Source organism: Mesorhizobium sp. P170090 (genome assembly GCF_057786115.1).
Window position 1 is genome coordinate 2,377,916 of record NZ_JBYNWH010000001.1, and the last position, 18,740, is coordinate 2,396,655.

The window sequence follows — 18,740 nt, forward strand, 5'->3', positions numbered from 1 at the left end:
TTGACGGGTGCCAACCCGAGTTGATTGGCCCATTGGAGAGGTCGACATGAAAGTCGGCGCCCGGGAGCTGTCAGGGTTTCACGAACCGGAACGCGAAGCGATCGGTCTCGCCCTTGATCGCGGGATCGAACACCTTGATCGAGTGCGGGTCATCCTTATTCACCAGCACGGTGCTTTCCGCGTCCAGTACGAAGCCGGCCGCCTCCACCTCCTCGCCGACGAATGCAGGGTCGATCCGATGCAGCGACCGGGTCGCTCGTGCCCGACCCAGCGGCGGCGGCGTGGTCGACGATGACGTAGGACCCACCGGGTTTCAGCCGCTTGTAGACAGCTCGATTGAAGTCGGCCGCCGTCGCACCCTTCTTCTGGACCAGGGCGGTGTGAAGATCGTGGTAAAACAGGTGCAGCCATAGGACATCCGCTGGCGGCGTGACCTCCGGCATCGCGACGAGATCCGCCGAGGCGGCTTCGACGTTCTCTCGGCCCGGCTCCTTCGCGAGCGTCCGCATGAGGCCGACCGGATCGTTCTTGAAGTGGGCGACTTCGGCCGGCACGAAGCTGTAGACCCGCCCCTCTGATCCGACGATGTCGGATAAGAGGCGCGTCCAGTCTCCGTCGCCAGGGTAGACGTCGATCACGGTGGAGCCCGCCTCGATTCGTGCGAACCGGATTAACTCGGATACCTTGGATTGGTCGTACATCGAAATCTCCTTAGGAGTGGATATTCTTCTCGGTGCTCATAGTGATTTCTCCATTTTGCTCGGATCGGATCGCGCTTGATCCGATCCGAGTTCCGATCGAGTGCGTGGTTTCTTTGCCGGTGGGGACGTCGCGCTCGTCAGTCGAATTTGACCAAGTCCTTGAAGATCAGATGACCCCAGCTGTCTCCGCGCGCCTGGACCAGCAGGCCACCTTCCGACACCCCGCCAAGCTTGATCGGCGCGAAACCGAGATTTTCCGCAAGCTCCCCAGTCTGTGTTGCGGCAGCATCATCGTCGCTTGCCAGGAACACGACCCTCCGGCCACCATGTACGGCCGGATCCTGATCAAGCACCGGGGCGACCAGATGGTTGAAGCCCTTGACCAGTTTTGCGCCAGAGAAGGCCTGCGCGATGAACTTGGAAGAAGGTTGTCCTCCCAGTTCCTCAGGGGGCACGCCATAGGCATTGGTCACATCGATGATCGTCTTCCCCTGCCAGGTGGGGAGCGCCTTCGCAACATTCGGGTGCGCCTCGAAGCGGACAGCCAAAAAGATGATGTCCGCCTTGATGGCTTCCGCCAGTTTTTTGGGGATGATGGTGGGTCCGATCGCGGCCGCATCGGCGGCAAAGCTTTCCGGGTCGCGTGTGGTTGCAACGGAAACTTCGATGCCGTTTCGGGCAAACGCCTTGGCAAGGGCCCGTCCGATATTGCCGAATCCTACGATTGCATAGTTCATAGTACTTCTCCGATCTGGTGCTAATGCCGGGGTCAGACTTGCGCCATGCCTCCGTCGACGGCGAGATCCACGCCGGTGACGAAAGAACTTTCATCGGAGGCGAGGAACGTTACGGCAGCCGCGATTTCCTCTGGTTTGCCCCTGCGACCCATTGGGATCTGTGACGCAAACTGGGCGGCCGCTTGCTCGGCTTGCTCAGGGGTAAGGCCAGTCGTTGTCTCCAAGGCCGGCGTCTCGATTGGTCCCGGACTCATTGCATTGACGCGGATTTTGCGGTCTTTGAATTCCAGTGTCCAAGCGCGCGCGAAGTTGCGTACAGCCGCCTTGCTCGCGGCGTAGGTACTAAACCCTGGAAGCCCCAACACGTTCGACACTGAAGAATTCAGGATGATCGAACCGCCGTCTTTGAACAGGGGAAGGGCCTTCTGCACCGTAAAGAACAGACCCTTCACGTTCACATCGAAGGTCTGATCAAAATGTGCCTCGGTAGCGACGGCGAGCGGTGCGATCGTCCCCGCGCCGGCGTTGGCGAAGAGAATGTCGATATGACAATGTTTCACCTTCACGACGGCATAGAGGCGATCCAGATCTTCCAGGAGCGACACGTCACCCACGACCGTCGTAACGTTTTTCATGATGAAGGCTGCGGCCTCCTTCAACTCCTTCTCTCTTCGCCCGGTAATCACGACGTGCGCTCCTTCTTCTACGAAGCGCTTGGCTGTGGCCAATCCGATCCCGCTGCTTCCGCCCGTGATGACTGCGATCTTGCCTTCGAGTTTTTTCATAATTCTTTGTCTTTCGTTGCGCGCGGCCCAGGTACGGACCGCGCTGGGGGTCAGAGTTGAGCCAGGCCGCCGTCGACGGCGACTTCGCTGGCGGTCATGAAGCTGCTGTCCGGCGACGCGAGAAAGGCGGCCACGGCCCCGATCTCCGCCGGATTGGCCATGCGCTGGAGCGGAGTCATCGCGCCGTAGGCCTTCTGGCCTTCCTCGCCCAACGCCTCCTTCGCGAGTTCGGTCGCCGTCGCCCCGGGCGACAACACGTTTACCCGGATGCCGGTGCCCTTCAGGTCCTCCGCCCAGGTCCGCGCCAGGTTGCGCACTGCCGCCTTGCTCGCGCTATAGGCAGTGAACCCCGGAGCGCCCGTGGTGCCGGCGCTCGAGCCGGTCAGGATGATCGAACCGCCCTGGCTCATCAGCGGCAGCGCCTTCTGGACCGTGAAGATCGTACCCTTCACATTGGTGTCGAAGGTTTCGTCAATGTGCCTGGCGGTGATCTGCCCGAGCGGAAGCAGACTTCCCGCCCCGGCATTGGCGAAGACGATATCGAGGCTTCCGCGCTCGGCCTTCACCGCAGCGTAGAGTCGGTCGAGGTCGGCCTCATCCGAGACCGAGCCCTTAACCGCGCGGGCACTAGGCCCAAGGTCGGCCACGGCAGCGTCGAGCGCTTCCTGCCGGCGGCCGAAGACGAAGACGAAGGCGCCCTCCTCCATAAAGCGCTTGGCTGCGGCGCGGCCGATGGCCGTAGCGCCGCCGGTTATCACAGCGGTCTTTCCATTCAGTCTGTTCATGTCATGCATCCTTCGTTTCGCCGTCTCGTATCTTTGGCTGCACGGGAAAGTCCCGCGAGAGCCTCAAGATGGGTTCGCCGAAGTCGGGCGGTGAGTGCGCAATCGCGCACATCGCTGGTGCGAAAACGATCCAGCTAGATGATTGAACGCCGCGGCGACCGCACGAACTACGGCTGATCGTGTTAGTATGGGCTTTGCAAGCCGCACTTCGCTGCGCAGGAATGCACCATGATCGACTGGGATGACGTCCGCTACTTTCTTGCCGCCGCGCGCGGCGGCTCGGTGCGTGCTGCCGCCGCGCACCTCGGTGTGAACCACTCGACCGTGCTGCGACGCATCGCTCAGCTCGAGGAACGCCTCGGGGCGCAGATGTTCGAAAAGCTGCCTTCCGGCTACCGCCTGACGGCTGCGGGCGAAGAGGTCCTCGATCTCGCGACACAGATGGAAGCGTCGTCGCACCAGTTGGAGACGCGAGTCTTCGGTCGTGACCAGAGCGCGCGCGGGCTTTTGCGGGTGACGCTTCCACCGTTCCTCGCCACACACCTGCTCATGCCGGATCTCGCCGACTTCGCGCGTCTACATCGCGACATTGAGATGGAAATCCTGTCGTCCGGCGAGCTGGCCAATCTGACCAACCGAGAGGCCGACGTCGCGATCCGCATTGTCGCCGACCGCAAGACCCTGCCGCTCAATCTTCACGGCCTGAAGGGACCGGAGCTGTTCAGCGGCGTCTACATGTCTCGCGATCGACTAGCCGCGTGGCGTGCGGGCACGCCTGATCCCATCCGGTGGATAGGCATAGACAATCATGGAATTCCGGACTGGGCGCGCGAGGGAGAAGTTCACGTGACGGGAGTACCGTTCAGGACACCTGACGCCGAGACGCAGATCATCGCGGCGCACCAAGGGATTGGGATAACGAAACTGCCGTGCTTCGTTGGAGATGCCGACCCCCTGCTGGTGAGGGTGCCGGGGATCGACGTGCCCATGCATGGGACACTGTGGCTTCTCACGCAAGGCGAGACACGCAAGACGAAGCGGGTGCGGCTCTTCACGGAGTTCGTATCCCGCAGGCTCGCCGCGTACGCTCCGCTTCTCGCGGGGCTGTCCATATCGCGCGACTGACGCCCGGCAGGTCGGCCGGCAACGCTTCCCGCAATCCGGGTGGAAGCCGAGCTGCGATCGCTTGAAGCGGCGTGTTCAATCCGCAATCCAGTGGGAGTAGGGAAACGGCGGCAGTAGCGTAGAGGTACCAGCCTAAGCTCGACCTCCTCCCACACCATGATCAGACAACGATGCCACCGTCTTCACCGCGCCATCGAGCATGTCGCCTTTCTCGTCTTTCAGCGCAGCTTCGCGCAACCGCCTGATCCAGTCGGCAGCGTCATCGCGGCCCTTGACCAGATCGAGCGCTGACAGGACGCGATCGAATTTGGACTGGGCGCGGACGTGGGTGTCGCTGTAGCCCTTGATCAGCCGACGGCAGTTCAGGATTTCGACGGCGAGCGCGTAATGCTGGGGCACATATCCAAGCGCCAGCGCATACCAGCGCTCCAGATGCGCCGTCTCGACCTTGTGGCGCAACAGGCGGCGGCGCCAGCGGCGCAGGCCGCCGATGAACCAGAGGACCGCAAAGCCGGCAAAGCTGTCGGTTCGGATGCGCCGGCCGTGATTGATGCGCCGGTCGAGAAAGCCGGCAAGTTTCGGTCGGTTCTCGATGTAGCTGCCCAACCCCACCGGCAAAGTGCCGCAGAACTCCTCGATGCGCGGATGGAAATACTCGGTCACCTGCAGGATGGAGCCGTTCTTGACGCCCACCTCCTTGCGCACCCGCCGGTCACGCGTCGAACGTGTCTTGAGATCGGCGACGCGGATCATGTCGTCGTAGCACAGCGCGTTGGCCAGATGCTTGGCGGCAGCGATGGACAATCCATAGGCATGGCCGGGATCGTCGAGCGCAACGGCCTTGTCCAACCGGTCGAGATAGTCGCGGCCATAGGCGATGTCCTGGTAGTCGACGACCTTTCTCAGGCCCCGGAGCGCCATGTCGCGCACCGCCGCGGGCATCAGGTCGATGCGGGCGGCCAGCGCCTGCCAACCCTGCAGCAGGTTCTGCGGACCGCTCACGCGCCCTGCGCCCGGAGCGGGGTCGACCGTGGCCGGTTCTGCCGGCTCTGGCGCGGGGGCCGTCGTACCGCGCGCGCGGTCGTAGGCGACCGCGAAGGCAGCGAGGCTGGCTTTCGCGCCCCGGCCGCCGGCGCCGATCGCTTGCTCATAGCTTTCACGCCTGAACGGCAATGCGTCGGAGCCTGCCAGCGCGCCAAGGAGGCTGGCCGAGATCATTGAGCCATTGTCCGCGGCGATCTTTTCCATGTCGAAGGCGATGAAGCGTTTCGATGCAGCTTCCGCCGTCGCGCGTACCTTGGAAGACGAGGCCCGGCCGTCACCCGGCTCGATCTTTTCCGACACCGCGGCGATACGGTGCGAGGAGGTGATCAGCGTGGTGCGATCGGGCGTGACGAAGCCCCTGATGATGGCGCGGCCGGCTTCCATCAGCTCGGCGGCGATCAATATGTCGACATCGCCTTGCGAAGGCGACAGGGCAAAGACCGGCAGCCGGCCGGTGTCGCGGGCCATCTCGACGTAATAGATCGTAGCGCCGGTGCGCTGGGCGACGCCAGCGACGGAGGTCGATTGCGCGACATAGGAATTGCGCTCGGCGACATCGGTGATCCAGTCGGCGAGCACACCGCCGCCCTGGCCACCGACCGCGAGCAAAGCGAGTTTGATCACCGGCTCGGTATCGGCGGCACCGGATTTCGGGCGCAAGGGCGAAGCCTGGTCAAGCATCGGCGAACGTCAACCTTCGGCTCTCGCGGCGGCGCTGCATCAGGCCGATCACGGCGCGGCGAGCGCTTTCCAGGAAACGGTCCCAGCGGCCCGGATTGTGCACGACATCGGCGCGGTAGAAGGATGGGCACAGCACGGCGGCGTCCGCCACCTCGCCGCAATTGCCGCAGCCAACGCAGCTCTGGTCGATCGATGCCACCGGATCGTCACGCAAGGGATCGTCGAGCGATTTCACCGACAGCGACGGGCAGCCGGACAGCCGCATGCAGGCGTGGTCGCCGGTGCAGATGTCCTCGTCGACGCCGAATTTCGGCTTGACGACACGGGTTCCGCCCTTGATCGCCTTGTCGACCAGCGGCTTTTCGCGACGCTGGAGGTTGAGCATGCATTCGGACGAGGCGACGATGACCTTCGGTCCCTTTTCCTCCGTCGTCAGCGCCTCGCGCAGCGTGTCCTGCATCTTGCCGACATCGTAGGTGCGGTCGATGTGGCGCAGCCATTTGACGCCCATGCCTTTCACCGCCTCGGTGATCGGATGCTTGGTCGACTTGGTCTTGTTGCCCGCGCGCGACGACAGGATGTCCTGCCCACCGGTGGCGGCGGAGTAAAAATTGTCGACGATGACGATGACGCCGTCATTCTTGTTGAACACCGCGTTGCCGATCGAGGAGGTCAGGCCGTTGTGCCAGAAGCCGCCATCGCCGACGAAGGAGATCGACCTCCGTTTGGCGTCGGGCGAATTGAAGGCCGAAGCCGAGGCCGGCCCGAGCCCGTAGCCCATGGTGGTGGCGCCAAGCTCGAAAGGCGGCATGATCGAGAACAAATGACAGCCGATGTCGGAGGCGATGTGGTGCTTGCCGAGTTCCTGCTCGACCAGCTTTGTCGCGGCAAAGATCGGCCGCTCCGGGCAACCGATGCAGAAGCCCGGCGGACGGCCCGGCACGACATTGATCAGGTCGGCGGTGTCGACGCCGTCGCCGACCTTGTTGGGCGCGCGCACCTCGCCCGGCAAGAGATGCGAGGCCTCGGCGCGCAGGAAGGCGCCGATGCCGTCGAGCATGACCTGGCCGGTGTATTCGCCGGCCATCGGCAGATACTCCTTGCCGACCAGCCTGGTACCGCGCCCGGCCTTGTGCAGCATGGCGGCAAAGGCTTGCTCGATGTAGTTGGGCTGGCCCTCCTCGACCACGAGCACCGCCTGCTTGCCTTCGCAGAAAGACAGGAACTCATCGTCTATCAGGGGATAGACGGCGTTGAGCACATAGAGCGGCACATCCGTCTCGCCGTAGGTGTCGGCAAGGCCGAGACGCTGCAAGGCGCGGATGACCGAATTGTACATGCCGCCCTGCATGACGATGCCGACCGAACCGTGATCCGAGCCGAAGAATTCGTTGATCTTGTTCCTCGCGATGAAATCGACAGCCGCCGGCCAGCGTTTTTGCACCTTCTCCTTCTCGTGCAGGAAGGAGGCGGGTGGCAGCACGATGCGGCCGGTGTCGCGGCGCGGCGCGTCGAGCGCATCGGCCACCGTCATCGGCGGGCGCTTGTTGTCCTTGGCGATGAAATGGCCGTGGACGTGGCAGCAGCGGATGCGCACCTGCAGCATCACCGGCGTATTGGACGCCTCGGATAGCTCGAAGCCATCCTCGACCGCCTTGACGATCGAAGGCAGGTTCGGGCGCGGGTCGAGCAGCCAGACCTGGCTTTTCATGGCGAAGGCATGGCTGCGCTCCTGCATGATCGAGGAACCCTCGCCATAATCCTCGCCGACGATGATCAGCGCGCCGCCGGTAACGCCACCGGAGGCAAGGTTGGCGAGCGCGTCGGACGCGACATTGGTGCCGACAGTCGACTTGAAGGTCGCCGCGCCACGGATGGGGTAATGCACCGAGGCAGCGAGCATGGCGGTGGCGGTGGCTTCCGAGGCGCTCGCCTCGAAGTGCACCCCGAGTTCGCCCAGAATGTCCTGTGCGTCGGCCAGCACGTCCATCAGATGGCTGATCGGCGCGCCCTGGTATCCGCCGACATAGCCGACGCCGCATTGCAGCAGCGCCTTGGTGATGGCGAGAATGCCTTCGCCCGCAAATTCCTCGCCGGCGCCGAGCCTGAGTTTTTCGACTTCCTTGGCAAAAGACCGTTCGGCCATTTTTCCAACCTTCCGTTGCCGGCGGTGCGGCCGGCGCCTAACGTCTAGATGTCGTGCTTGCGAATGTTCTTCAGCATCTTCTGCAATGTGGCGATCAGCGCCGTGTATTCGGCGTCGTCGACATCGTCGAACATCGCCTCGAACGCGTCATGCATTGCCGGCCAGGCGCGCGCGAACTCGGCGCGGCCCTCGTCGGTCAGGAAGACATGGCGGATGCGGCTGTCGGTAACGCCTTGCTCGCGCCGCACGAAGCCTTGCCCCTCCAGCGTGTCGAGCGTGCGGCTCAAGGTCGACTGCTCGATGACGGTGTAGACCGAGAGGTCGTTGACGGTGACGCCGTCGGTGACCGACAGCACGGCCAGCGTGCGGACCTGCGGAATGGTCAGGCCCTGCTTGCGGAAATCGTCGCGCAAGGTGGCGTTGTAGCGCCCCATGATGCGGTTCATCAGATAGGGCGCGAATTGCTGCAGGCCGATCTGGCCAAGCGTCGAAATGCGCTGGCGCTTTTCCGGAACCTTCTGCTCCATCACAGCCTCCCCGCCAGCAGAAAGCCGGAACCGCCACCGAGGCCCGCGCCCGGATGGGTGGACGCGCCGATGTGATAGAGGTTTTTGATGCCGGTCTGATGGTTGCGGCTGGTCTTGAACGGCCGCCACAGGAACGACTGGTCGATGGTCGAGGACCCGCCATAGGGGTCGCCGCCGACCAGATTGATATTCATCGCTTCGAGATCGGCCGGCGAATAGGCGCGCCGCGCAATCACGCTGTCCTTGAAACCATCGATGTGGTTGGCCAGGATGGCTTCGGCACGATCAGCATAGGCTTCGCGCAACGCCTCGGTCCATTGCCCGTCGGTGGGTGCCTGGAGCGTGCCGGCAGCATCGCCCTTGATGTGACGGGGCGCCTCGGGAAGTTGCAGCCACAGTATTGCTTTGCCAGGCGGGCAGCGCGATGGGTCGAGCGCATGTGGCTGGCCGACACAGATGGTCGGCACGTCCGGCAGCATGCCGCGCGCCGCTTCGTTGCAGGCTTTCGAGACGCCGTCGAGCCCTGGCGTCAGGTGCAACAATGCCACCTGGTCCAGGCCATCACCGCGCCATGCCGGCGGCTTGTTCAGCGCATAGTGAATCTGGAAATTGCCTTTGCCGTAGCGGTATTTCTGTGTCGCTTCGACATCGGCCTTGGGAGCCTCGCTGCCGAGCAACCGGTGGTAAAGCTGCGTCGGCGTGACCGAACAGATGACGCTCTTGTTTGCTGTAATCGTTTCGCCCGAGGCGAGCCGTACGCCGGTCGCGCGGCCACCGCTCTGGACGATCGAGGCGACATCGGCGCCGGTGCGGATGTCGCCACCACGTTCCCTTATCAGAGCTTCGAAGGCAGTGAGCAGGGTCTTCGCCCCACCCTTGACGATCGGCGCCCCGGCCGCTTCCAGCGCGAAGGCAATGACCTTGGCGATCTGCCCTGAGAAGGCGTCTTCCGGTCCGAGCCCGGCGTGCAGCACCCAGGGCGCCCACAGCGCGCGGATTGTCTCGGACCGATAGGTGCTTTCCAGCCAGCTGCGCGCCGGCACCAGTGCTTCACCGAGAAAGGCGGCAAGCCCGCGCGGGCCTCGCCGCCAGGCATCGCCGGCCAACAGCTTGGCTGTCGGATAAGACCACAGGCTGCCGCCGAGCAGGCCGAACAGCAGGCCGGCATTGCGCTCGATGCTGCCGACATCGTCGGCGTGCCGGTCGCCATCGCCGGGGGCGATCGCATTGATTGCCGCGACATTGGCGGCGCGGTCGGTGGTGAGCACGGCATGGCTGCCGTCCGGCCGCAGCACGCCGGTTGGCGTGCCGGTGTGACAGAACTCCAGCCCGTGCCGCGCGAGATCGCCGCCCAACGCCGCAAAGGCCGGCGAGGTGATGAACAGCACGAAGGTGGTCGCCATCACGTCATGGATGAAGCCGGGCGCGGTGATCTCCTCGGTACGCATGCAGCCGCCGATGCGGTCGTTGCGCTCGAGGACGAGCACCTTCGCGCCCTTGCCGCCAAGCATCGCCGCGCAGACCAGCGCGTTGATGCCGCTGCCGACGATGATGTGATCCGGCTGGCTCACCTCAGCGTGCTTTCTCAGCCTTTCGACACCAGTGCCAGCGCGCGGATCGGGCTGCCGGTGCCATGTTCGATCTTGAGCGGTGCGGCGATCAGGATGGCGCCTTTTGGCGGCAACTGGTCGAGGTTGCAGAGGCTGGCAAGGCCATAGCGGTTGGCCTTGTGCATCAGCGTGTGCGCCGGGAATGGCGGCTCCATGCCGCCGGCCTTGCCGGCATCGGTGCCGATCGTCTCCGAGCCCCAGCCCTTGATATCCTTGCTGATCAGGAATTGGATGGCTTCGGCCGTCGGACCTGGCGTGTGCGGGCCGGTCTCGTTGGCGTTGAGGAACTCGGCTTCCGAGCCATTGCGCTTATACCAGTCGGTGCGCATCACCACCCATTCGCCGGCATTGATCGTGCCATGCTTGGCTTCCCATGCCTTGATGTGGTCGACGGTGAGCAGGAAATCGTGGTCGGCGGCGGCTTCCTTCGAGCAGTCGATGACGTTGACCGGGCCGACGAAATTCTGCGCCGGAATGGTGTCGGTGGCGCCGTCCGGATAGTCCTTACCGCTGATCCAGTGCTGCGGCGCATCGAAATGCGTGCCCGAATGCTCGCCGAGCTTCAGCCAGTTCCATGCCCACCACGGACCGTTCTTGTCGTAGCGGGAGATGTTGTGGATCTCGACCTTCGGCGTGTCGACGGCAAGCTCCGGCGGCAGCTTGATCAGCGGCGTGTCGGGTCCGAGCGGCGCAGAGAGGTCGACCACCTTGATGGCGCCTGAAAGCAGTTGGCCGGCGACTTCGCCGAGGAGTTTTTGCGTGTCCATGGTCTGAAGTTCCCTCTTGTCGGTGATGATCAAGGCTCGTCTCGGCCCTTAATATCCTACTAGACGAAAACATATGCATCTGCAATTATCTTTAAGCATAAAGGAAATGGGAACGGGGCGTGAGCGAGTTCGACGCCATCTTTGTCGGGGCGGGCCACAACAGTCTGGCATGCGCTGCGCATCTGGCACTCAAGGGCTGGAAAACCGGGATTTTCGAGCGCAGTGCAGCAATCGGCGGCGCCGTCCAGACACACGAATATACGCTTCCCGGCTTCCGCCACGATTTCGGTGCGATGAATCTGAGCCTGTTCGCCGGCTCCGCCTTCCACCGGAAATATGCAAATGAATTGAAAGCGCAGGGTTTGGCGTTCGCGCCGGTCGCCGACTGTTTCGCCAGCGCCTTTCCGGACGGACGCTGGTTTGGCGTCAGCAATGACCTGGAAAAGACTGCCAGCCGCATGGCCGCGTTCTCCGCTGCCGATGCCGAGACGTGGCGCAAGCTCGTTGCCGCATTCCCTGATGAGGCCGAGCATCTGTTCCGGCTGCTGGGCTCGCCGATGAGTGTGCGTGCGCTTGCCGGCACCGCCTGGAACCTGTGGCGCAAGAAGGGTATCTCAGGCGCGCTCGACACCGGTCGGCTTTTGCTGTCATCGCCTCGCGCCTGGTTGGAGGAAAATTTCGAGTTTGCGCATGTGCGGGCAACGCTCGCCACCTGGGGCATGCATCTCGACTTTGCACCCGACATCGCCGGCGGCGCCGTGTTCCCCTATCTGGAATCGATGGCCAACCAGAGCTTTGGCATGGTGCTGGGCAAGGGCGGCGCCGACACGATCATCCGGGCGCTGGCAGGTATGGTCACCTCGGCGGGCGGCAAGATCGTTACCGGGGCAGAGGTTGCCGAAATCACCGTTTCCGGCGGCAAGGCGACCGGCGTCCGGCTCGCCTCCGGTGAGACGCATACGGCAAGCAAGGCGGTGATTGCCGGCGTCGCGCCCAAGGCGTTGACCGGCAAGTTGCTGCCCAACGGTTCCGGCGACACCGGCTTCGACACGGCTATGCAGAAATTTCGGCACGCGCCTGGCACGATGATGATCCATCTGGCGCTCGACGACCTGCCGGACTGGCGCGCCGGGGCCGAGCTGCGGCAGTTCGCTTATGTGCATCTGTCGCCGTCGCTCGACGCGATGTCGCGCACCTATCAGCAGGCGATGGCGGGCATGCTGCCGGATGAACCGGTGCTGGTCGTCGGCCAGCCGACCGCGGTCGATCCGTCACGCGCGCCGCAGGGCAAGCATGTGCTGTGGGTGCAGGTGCGCATGCTGCCCGCCGAAATCCTGGGCGAGGCGGCCGGCAAGATCGCGCCCGCGCATTGGGATCAGGTCAAGGACGTCTATGCCGAACGCGTGCTCGACACCATCGAGATCTACGCACCCGGACTGCACGCGAAAATCCTCGGCCGTGCAGTGTTCTCGCCAATCGACCTCGAGCGTGAGAACCCCAATCTCGTCGGTGGCGACCAGGTCTGCGGCAGCCATCATCTGGCGCAGAACTTCTTGTTTCGCCCGGCGCGCGGCTATGCCGGCTGGAACACGCCGGTCGCCAATCTGCACCTCACGGGCGCCGCGACATGGCCGGGCGCCGGCAGCGGCGCGGCCTCGGGCTACATGCTCGCGCAACAGCTTGGCGGGAGGTAGCTCGGAAGATTTCAGGAGGGCGACGAGAGGCAAGGCGCTGCTGCCCACGAAGCCTGAAGCTATGAACTGGTAGTGCCGCGCAAAGACAACAAACAACAAGGGGAACGACCATGACAATCAACAGACGCGAATTGCTGGGATACAGTGCCGCGGCACTTGGTGCGGCCGCAATCGGCCTGCCGCAGATCGCCAAGGCAGCGGGCGAACTGACCATCGCCTATAACGTCAACCTGCCGTCCTGGGATCCGACCACCGGACCCTCGGCCGTCAACCCGACGATCCAGGGCCTCTACCAGTCGGTGTTCGACCAGTTCATTCCGCAAAAGCCGGACCTGTCCTTTGCGCCTGGCCTGCTCACCGAATGGGGCTGGAACGAGGATCGCACCAAGGTGACGATGACGGTGCGCGAAGGCGTGACCTGGCATGACGGCTCGCCCTTCACGCCCGAGGACGTGGTCTGGTCGCTGCAGCGGGCGGGCGACGAAAAGACCGGCAATCCGATCCAGTTCGTCTGGAAGAACGTCAACAATTTCAAGATCGACGGCAACAAGATCACCGGCGACGTCGTGCAGTTCGATCCGGTCTACTTTAAATGGATGTCGTTCCTGACCGGCTACATCCTGCCGAAGGCCTATTATGAGAAGGTCGGCGCCGAAGGTTTCGAGAAGGCGCCGATCGGCACCGGCCCTTACATGGTGGAAAAATTCGAGCGAAATGCTTTCCTCCGACTGAAGGCCAACCCGCACTATTGGGGCGACAAGCCGGCCTTCGAGAATGTGACGATCAAGTTCGTCACTGATGCGGCGAGCCGCGTTGCCGAAATCGAATCCGGTTCCTCGCAGGTGACGCTGGAGGTCCCCTATGAAGAGTATGACCGGCTGATCGCCAAGGACGGGCTTGCCGGCTCGTGCAAGCCCGTTTCCGACATCGGCATGATCTTCTTCAACGACATCGAAGCGATGCTGGACAAGAACGTCCGCCAGGCCGCCGTCATGGCTGTGGACAAGGAGCTTCTGGTCAAGCGGCTGCTGCGCGGCTATGGCCAACCGATCGCTACGCTGGAGACCCCGGAGTACACGGCCTTCGACGCCTCGATCAAGGTCGAGCACAATCCGGAAAAGGCCAAGGAGCTGCTCGCGGCTTCCGGCTATTCGCCGGAAAAACCGGTCAAGTTCACCATCCAGACGACCAAGGGCTTCAAGCCCAAGGATTATGAGATGATCCAGGCGATCGTCGGCATGTGGCGTAAGGTCGGCATCGAGGCGACGATCGAGGTCTACGAGATCGCCAAGCACTATGAACTGCGCGCCGCCGACAAGCTGGCGCCGGCCGCCTTCTACAATTGGGGCAACGCCATCGGCGACCCGACGACGTCGACGGGTTTTGCCATGTATGGGCCGAGCCCGCACTCGGTGTGGGACAGCCAGGATCTGATCGACATGATCAATCCGCTCTGGGGCGAGAAGGACGAGGCCAAGCGCATCGCCGGCTGGAAGGCTGTCGACAAGTATATCGCCGAGCAGGCCTATGTGCTGCCGCTGATTCAGTATGCGCAACCTATCGTGCATGCCAAGGGCGTCAACGTGGTGCAGCATGTGTCCGGCGCGCTGCTGCCGGCGCTGATGACCCCGGCCTGATATCGGCTTGTGGGCGCCACCCTTCGCTGAGCGGCCCCCTCATCCGGCCCTTCGGGCCACCTTCTCCCCGCTGGGGAGAAGAGACCAGCTCAGCTGTCCGTGACCTCTTCTCCCCTCGGGGAGAAGGTGGCCGCGAAGCGGACGAATGAGGGGGCTCTTCGTTAGAAACGCACTGGGCCAACACCAGAATGCTCCTGCAACGATTCCTGATCCGTCTGCTGACGATGCTGATCACGCTGTTCGGCGTGGCTGTCGTCGTCTTCGTCGTGATCCGCGTCGCGCCTGGTGACCCGATCGCCATGATGCTGCCCCCCGGTGCGACAGATGCCGACATCGACCGGCTGCGTGCACTCTACGGGCTCGACAAGACCATCGTGCAGCAATTCTTCATCTGGCTGTCCGGCGTCGTCAGGGGCGATTTCGGCACCTCGATTTCGCTCAGGCAAGATGTGCTCAGCCTCGTCTTCAACCGCTTGCCGGCAACGCTGGAACTCGCCATCGTCGCGCTGATCATGGCGGTTGGGCTCGGCGGCACGACGGCGATCCTCGGCGCCCGCGAACGTGGCACGGCGGTCGAAGCCGGCATCGATATCGCCAGCGGTGCCGCCCTTTCCATTCCCGATTTCCTGTGGGGCCTCGTGCTGATCCTTTTGTTTGGCGTGCTGGTGCCGATCTTCGACATTTCCGGCCGCGTGTCGCCGCAGCTCGACCTGCCCTTCGTCACCCAGTTCTATTTCTTCGAGAGCTTGCTTCGGCTGCGCCTCGACCTGACCTGGGATCTCCTGAAGCACATGCTGATGCCGGCTGTGGCGCTGGCGCTGCCGCTGGCCGCAATCATCGCGCAGTTGCTGAAACAGTCGCTGAAGGAAGTGCTGGACCTCGACTATGTCGTGCTGGCGCGGGTGAAAGGGTTTTCGGAAACGCAGGTTATCTTACGCGAGGCGCTGAAGAACGCTGCCTTGCCGACACTGACTCTCGTCGGCGTCCAGTTCACCTTCCTCATCGGCGGCACGGTCATCGTCGAGCGGCTGTTTTCCTACGAAGGGCTCGGTAACATGGCGATCGATGCCGTCATCAACCGCGACCTGCCGCTGATCCAAGGCATCGTGCTGGTGTTCGCGCTGGTGTTCGTGCTGATCAATCTTGGCGTCGACATGATGTACGCGCTGCTCAATCCGAGGCTGCGCCATGGATGAGGCACGCATCGCCCGGCGCGGACTGGGCCCGAGCCTGTGGCTGGCCGGCGGCTGGCTGCTGCTGGCGCTGCTGGCCGCGATCTTCGCGCCGCTGGTCGCACCGCAGGACCCGCTGGCGCAAGACCTGATGCTGGAACGGCTGCCGCCATTCTGGATGAGTGGTGCGGAATCCGGCTATTGGCTGGGCACCGACAGCCTCGGCCGCGATCTCCTCTCCCGGCTGATCTTCGGCGGCCGTATCGCCTTCATCGTCGCTTTCGCGGCGGCGATCGCCGCCTGCCTTGTCGGCTCGACGCTCGGACTGGTCGCCGGCTATTTCGGCGGCTGGGCCGACCGCATCATTTCACGCATCGTCGACGTCTGGATGGCATTCCCGCCGGTGCTGTTCGCCATCCTGCTGGTCGCGGTGCTCGGCACCGGCCTCAGTTCCGTCATCCTCGCCATCGTCATAATCGACTGGACGCGCTTTTGCCGGGTGATCCGCGCCGAAGCGATGGGCCATTCGCGCATGGACTATGTCGAGAACGCCCGCATCGCCGGCTATGGCCGCATCGGCATCATGCTGCGCGAGGTGCTGCCCAATGTGGTGCCGTCGATCGTGGCACTGCTGTCGCTGGAGATGGGCATCGCCGTCATAGTCGAGGCCATCCTGTCCTTCGTCAATCTGTCGATCTCGACCGACGATCCGACCTGGGGCGGCATCATCGCCGAGGGCCGGCTGTCGATCCATCAGGCCTGGTGGGTGCTGGTGTTTCCGCTTGTCACGCTGATCCTCACCGTGCTGTCGTTCAGCCAGTTCGGTGAGGCGCTGAAGACACGCTTCGATCCGGTGCTGCGATGAGCGCTTGCCTGGATATTGCCAATCTGAGCGCCGTGCTGCCGAACGGCCAGCGCGTGCTGCGGTCGGTGTCGCTCTCCGTGCAGCCGGGTGAGGTGCGTGCCCTTGTTGGCGAGAGCGGCGCCGGCAAGACGATGATCGGCAAGGCGGTGCTCGGTGTGCTGCCGTCAAGCGTGCGCATCGTCGAAGGCGCCATGCAGCTCGAAGGCGAAGACCTCGGCAGGCTGCAGCCCAAGGCAAGGCGCACGCTGATCGGCGCTCGCACGGCGCTGATCCCGCAAGATCCGTTGACTGCGCTCAACCCGTCGCGCCGCATCGGTCCGCAGATGACTGACCGGCTGGTGCGCATTCTCGGCTGGAACGGTGACAAGGCGGACAAGCGTATCCGGCAATTGTTGGATGAGGTGCAGATCCGCGATCCCGACCGGGTGCTGAAATGCTATCCGCACGAGCTGTCCGGCGGCATGCGCCAGCGTGTGCTGATCGCCGCCGCCTTCGCCGCCGAGCCACGGCTGATCGTTGCCGACGAGCCAACAACCGCGCTCGACGTGACCGTGCAAAAGCAGATCCTGCGCCTGATCGCCGAGTTGCAACGCGAGCATGGCACCGCGATCCTGTTCGTCACCCACGATCTCGGCGTCGTTGCAAAGATCAGCCAGCAAGTGTCTGTGCTCTACGCCGGCAAGGTGGTGGAAGAGGCTGATACAGCCGCTCTCTTCGCCGCGCCTGAGCATCCCTATACGCGGGCATTGATAGCCGCCACGCCACGCTACACCCATCCCTTGGCCTCGCTGAAGCCGGTGGACGAGACCGTGCTGGCCGGGCTTGCCGCCGAGATCGGCGCGGCAGACCAGGCGTGGAGGCGGCCGCATGGTTGAGCCGCTGTTTTCCGTGCGCGGGCTGAAGGTGGCGCTGCCCGACATGACCCGCAAGCCGCTGATCGGCCGCGCGCCGCTGGCCGAGATTTTGAAAGGCCTGGACTTCGATCTGCCGAGAGGTTCGGTGACCGGCATCGTCGGTGAATCCGGGTCCGGAAAATCGACGCTCGGCCGCACGCTTGTCAGACTTCTGGAGCCGAGCGTCGGCAGCATCCATTTCGAGGGCCGCGATATCGCCCATCTGCCGGATGCGGAGCTGCGACCTCTGCGCCGCGACCTGCAGATGATCTTCCAGGACCCGATGTCGTCGCTCAACCCGCGTCGCACCATCGCCGGCATCATTGCCGCGCCGCTCAAGCAGAATGGGCTTGGCGACAGGCTTAGGGAACGCGTCGCCGAGGCATTGCATCGCGTCGGCCTGCCGCAAAGCTTCGCTAGTCGCTATCGTCATGAACTGTCGGGCGGGCAGCGCCAGCGCGTCGGAATTGCGCGCGCGTTGGCGCTTTCGCCGAAATTCGTGCTGGCCGACGAGATCGTCTCCGGCCTCGACGTATCGACGCAGGCGCAGATCCTCACCCTTTTGGAGAGACTGGCCGCGGAGATGGGGCTGACGGTCGCCTTCATCAGCCACGACCTGTCGGTCATCCGGCGGCTCTGCCAACAGGTGATCGTCATGCGCGAGGGCAGGATCGTCGAGGCGAGCGCCACCGATGCGCTATTCGACAATCCCAGGGAGACCTACACGCGCGACCTGCTTGCCGCCATTCCGCTGCCCGAGATCGATGCGGACTGGCTGCGGCCAGCGGCGAAAGCGCCGGAATAGGATTGTTCATCTGCACGCCCAACAGCGGGCCTCGGACGTGCAGAAGAGCAAAATCAGCCCGCGAACGGAGGGTAACATGAACTATGCAGCCCGCGGCACGATGCTTGCCGCGATCCTGTTCGGCTCGATGGGAGCGGCCTCGGCCGATTCGATCCCCGGCATGCGCGGCGACGACCACACCGGCATAACGGTTCCCGACATGAAGCAGGCGGTCGACTTCTTCACTGAGGTCGTCGGTTGCAAGAAGGCGATGTCGTTCGGGCCCTTTGCCGACGACAAGGGCACCTTCATGCAGGATCTTCTGGGCGTCGATCCGAAGGCTGTCATCGAGCAGGTCACCATGGTGCGTTGCGGCTATGGATCGAACATCGAGCTGTTCAAATACACCGCGCCTGACCAGAAGGATTTGACGCCGAAGAACAGCGATATCGGCGGCTTCCACATTGCCATGTATGTCGATGATGTCGCCGCGGCGAAAGCCTATCTCGACGGCAAGGGGGTGAAGACGCGGATGGGTCCGCTGCCGGTCAAGGAAGGTCCGGCGGCCGGCCAGACCATCCTCTATTTCCAGGCGCCATGGGGATTGCAACTGGAGGCGATCAGCTATCCCGATGGGATGGCCTATGAGAAGGGTGCCGAGACTGTGCTGTGGAGCCCGAAGAACCCGGACAAGTGATTTCCAGAGCGCGCTTGCGGGGCCAGCCCGCAGGCGCGCCACCCGTGTCCAGCAATCGTTCCAACATGAAACTTTAAGCTTGAAATATTT

At 63.6% G+C, this 18,740-nt stretch carries 16 protein-coding genes and 2 pseudogenes; 9 read left to right on the top strand and 9 right to left on the bottom strand.

The features are described from left to right. Window positions 1–70: 70 nt before the first annotated feature. The 4 genes and pseudogenes from AC3EML_RS11260 to AC3EML_RS11275 form a co-directional block, all read right to left on the bottom strand. Window positions 71–701 (bottom strand): annotated as a pseudogene (locus AC3EML_RS11260) (class I SAM-dependent methyltransferase). Window positions 702–838: 137 nt separating this feature from the next. Further along, a complete protein-coding gene (locus tag AC3EML_RS11265) occupies window positions 839–1,438 on the bottom strand; it encodes an NADPH-dependent F420 reductase (RefSeq protein ID WP_023695174.1) in 600 nt (199 codons plus the stop codon). A gap of 32 nt (window positions 1,439–1,470) precedes the next feature. Next, window positions 1,471–2,223 carry an SDR family NAD(P)-dependent oxidoreductase gene (locus tag AC3EML_RS11270; RefSeq protein ID WP_352521158.1) on the bottom strand — a complete coding sequence of 251 codons (753 nt, stop codon included), beginning with the start codon at window positions 2,221–2,223 and terminating at the stop codon, window positions 1,471–1,473. A 50-nt stretch (window positions 2,224–2,273) separates the two neighbouring features. After that, on the bottom strand, window positions 2,274–3,008 hold the full coding sequence (locus AC3EML_RS11275) for an SDR family NAD(P)-dependent oxidoreductase (RefSeq protein WP_352521159.1): 735 nt from the start codon (window positions 3,006–3,008) through the stop codon (window positions 2,274–2,276). A 228-nt stretch (window positions 3,009–3,236) separates the two neighbouring features. Between AC3EML_RS11275 and AC3EML_RS11280 the strand changes: the two genes are divergently transcribed. Then, window positions 3,237–4,133 (top strand): LysR family transcriptional regulator, encoded by an 897-nt coding sequence (locus AC3EML_RS11280; protein ID WP_352521160.1) that lies wholly within the window; start codon window positions 3,237–3,239, stop codon window positions 4,131–4,133. A gap of 132 nt (window positions 4,134–4,265) precedes the next feature. Here AC3EML_RS11280 and AC3EML_RS11285 read toward each other — a convergent pair whose 3' ends face one another. From AC3EML_RS11285 to AC3EML_RS11305, 5 genes are read right to left on the bottom strand one after another with little or no spacing between them, the layout of a single operon-like run. Next, window positions 4,266–5,858 (bottom strand): indolepyruvate oxidoreductase subunit beta family protein, encoded by a 1,593-nt coding sequence (locus AC3EML_RS11285; RefSeq protein ID WP_352521161.1) that lies wholly within the window; start codon window positions 5,856–5,858, stop codon window positions 4,266–4,268. Continuing rightward, entirely contained in the window at window positions 5,851–8,004 is a 2,154-nt protein-coding gene (locus AC3EML_RS11290) for a thiamine pyrophosphate-dependent enzyme (RefSeq protein ID WP_352521162.1), read from the bottom strand. The genes AC3EML_RS11285 and AC3EML_RS11290 overlap by 8 nt, the downstream gene beginning before the upstream one ends. Window positions 8,005–8,048: 44 nt before the next feature. Further along, window positions 8,049–8,531, bottom strand: a complete 483-nt coding sequence (locus tag AC3EML_RS11295) for a MarR family winged helix-turn-helix transcriptional regulator (protein ID WP_023753949.1) — start codon at window positions 8,529–8,531, stop codon at window positions 8,049–8,051. Continuing rightward, complete coding sequence (locus AC3EML_RS11300; RefSeq protein WP_352521163.1) at window positions 8,531–10,102, bottom strand: phytoene desaturase family protein; 1,572 nt, start codon at window positions 10,100–10,102, stop codon at window positions 8,531–8,533. The genes AC3EML_RS11295 and AC3EML_RS11300 overlap by 1 nt, the downstream gene beginning before the upstream one ends. A 14-nt stretch (window positions 10,103–10,116) precedes the next feature. Beyond that, on the bottom strand, window positions 10,117–10,908 hold the full coding sequence (locus tag AC3EML_RS11305; protein WP_023830414.1) for a cyclase family protein: 792 nt from the start codon (window positions 10,906–10,908) through the stop codon (window positions 10,117–10,119). A gap of 119 nt (window positions 10,909–11,027) precedes the next feature. Here AC3EML_RS11305 and AC3EML_RS11310 point away from each other — a divergent pair, with 119 nt between their 5' ends. The 8 genes and pseudogenes from AC3EML_RS11310 (at window position 11,028) to AC3EML_RS11345 (ending at window position 18,650) form a co-directional block, all read left to right on the top strand. Next, window positions 11,028–12,602, top strand: coding sequence for a phytoene desaturase family protein (locus tag AC3EML_RS11310; RefSeq protein ID WP_488505212.1), 1,575 nt, complete (start codon window positions 11,028–11,030; stop codon window positions 12,600–12,602). A gap of 110 nt (window positions 12,603–12,712) precedes the next feature. After that, the gene (locus AC3EML_RS11315; RefSeq protein ID WP_023667795.1) at window positions 12,713–14,239 is read left to right on the top strand and encodes an ABC transporter substrate-binding protein; all 1,527 of its coding nucleotides are present in this window, start codon (window positions 12,713–12,715) and stop codon (window positions 14,237–14,239) included. Window positions 14,240–14,272: 33 nt separating this feature from the next. Further along, window positions 14,273–14,385, top strand: a pseudogene (locus AC3EML_RS11320) (endonuclease domain-containing protein); the annotation flags it as partial. 42 nt (window positions 14,386–14,427) lie between these two features. Then, on the top strand, window positions 14,428–15,435 hold the full coding sequence (locus AC3EML_RS11325; protein WP_352521164.1) for an ABC transporter permease: 1,008 nt from the start codon (window positions 14,428–14,430) through the stop codon (window positions 15,433–15,435). After that, window positions 15,428–16,276 carry an ABC transporter permease gene (locus AC3EML_RS11330; protein WP_352521165.1) on the top strand — a complete coding sequence of 283 codons (849 nt, stop codon included), beginning with the start codon at window positions 15,428–15,430 and terminating at the stop codon, window positions 16,274–16,276. The genes AC3EML_RS11325 and AC3EML_RS11330 overlap by 8 nt, the downstream gene beginning before the upstream one ends. Then, window positions 16,273–17,151: an ABC transporter ATP-binding protein gene (locus tag AC3EML_RS11335; protein ID WP_023695186.1), complete on the top strand. Its 879-nt coding sequence runs from the start codon at window positions 16,273–16,275 to the stop codon at window positions 17,149–17,151. The genes AC3EML_RS11330 and AC3EML_RS11335 overlap by 4 nt, the downstream gene beginning before the upstream one ends. Further along, window positions 17,144–17,974 carry an ATP-binding cassette domain-containing protein gene (locus tag AC3EML_RS11340; RefSeq protein WP_352521166.1) on the top strand — a complete coding sequence of 277 codons (831 nt, stop codon included), beginning with the start codon at window positions 17,144–17,146 and terminating at the stop codon, window positions 17,972–17,974. Before AC3EML_RS11335 ends, AC3EML_RS11340 begins: the two co-directional genes overlap by 8 nt. Window positions 17,975–18,050: 76 nt before the next feature. Beyond that, window positions 18,051–18,650, top strand: a complete 600-nt coding sequence (locus tag AC3EML_RS11345) for a VOC family protein (protein ID WP_023834926.1) — start codon at window positions 18,051–18,053, stop codon at window positions 18,648–18,650. The last annotated feature ends 90 nt before the right edge of the window (window positions 18,651–18,740 follow it).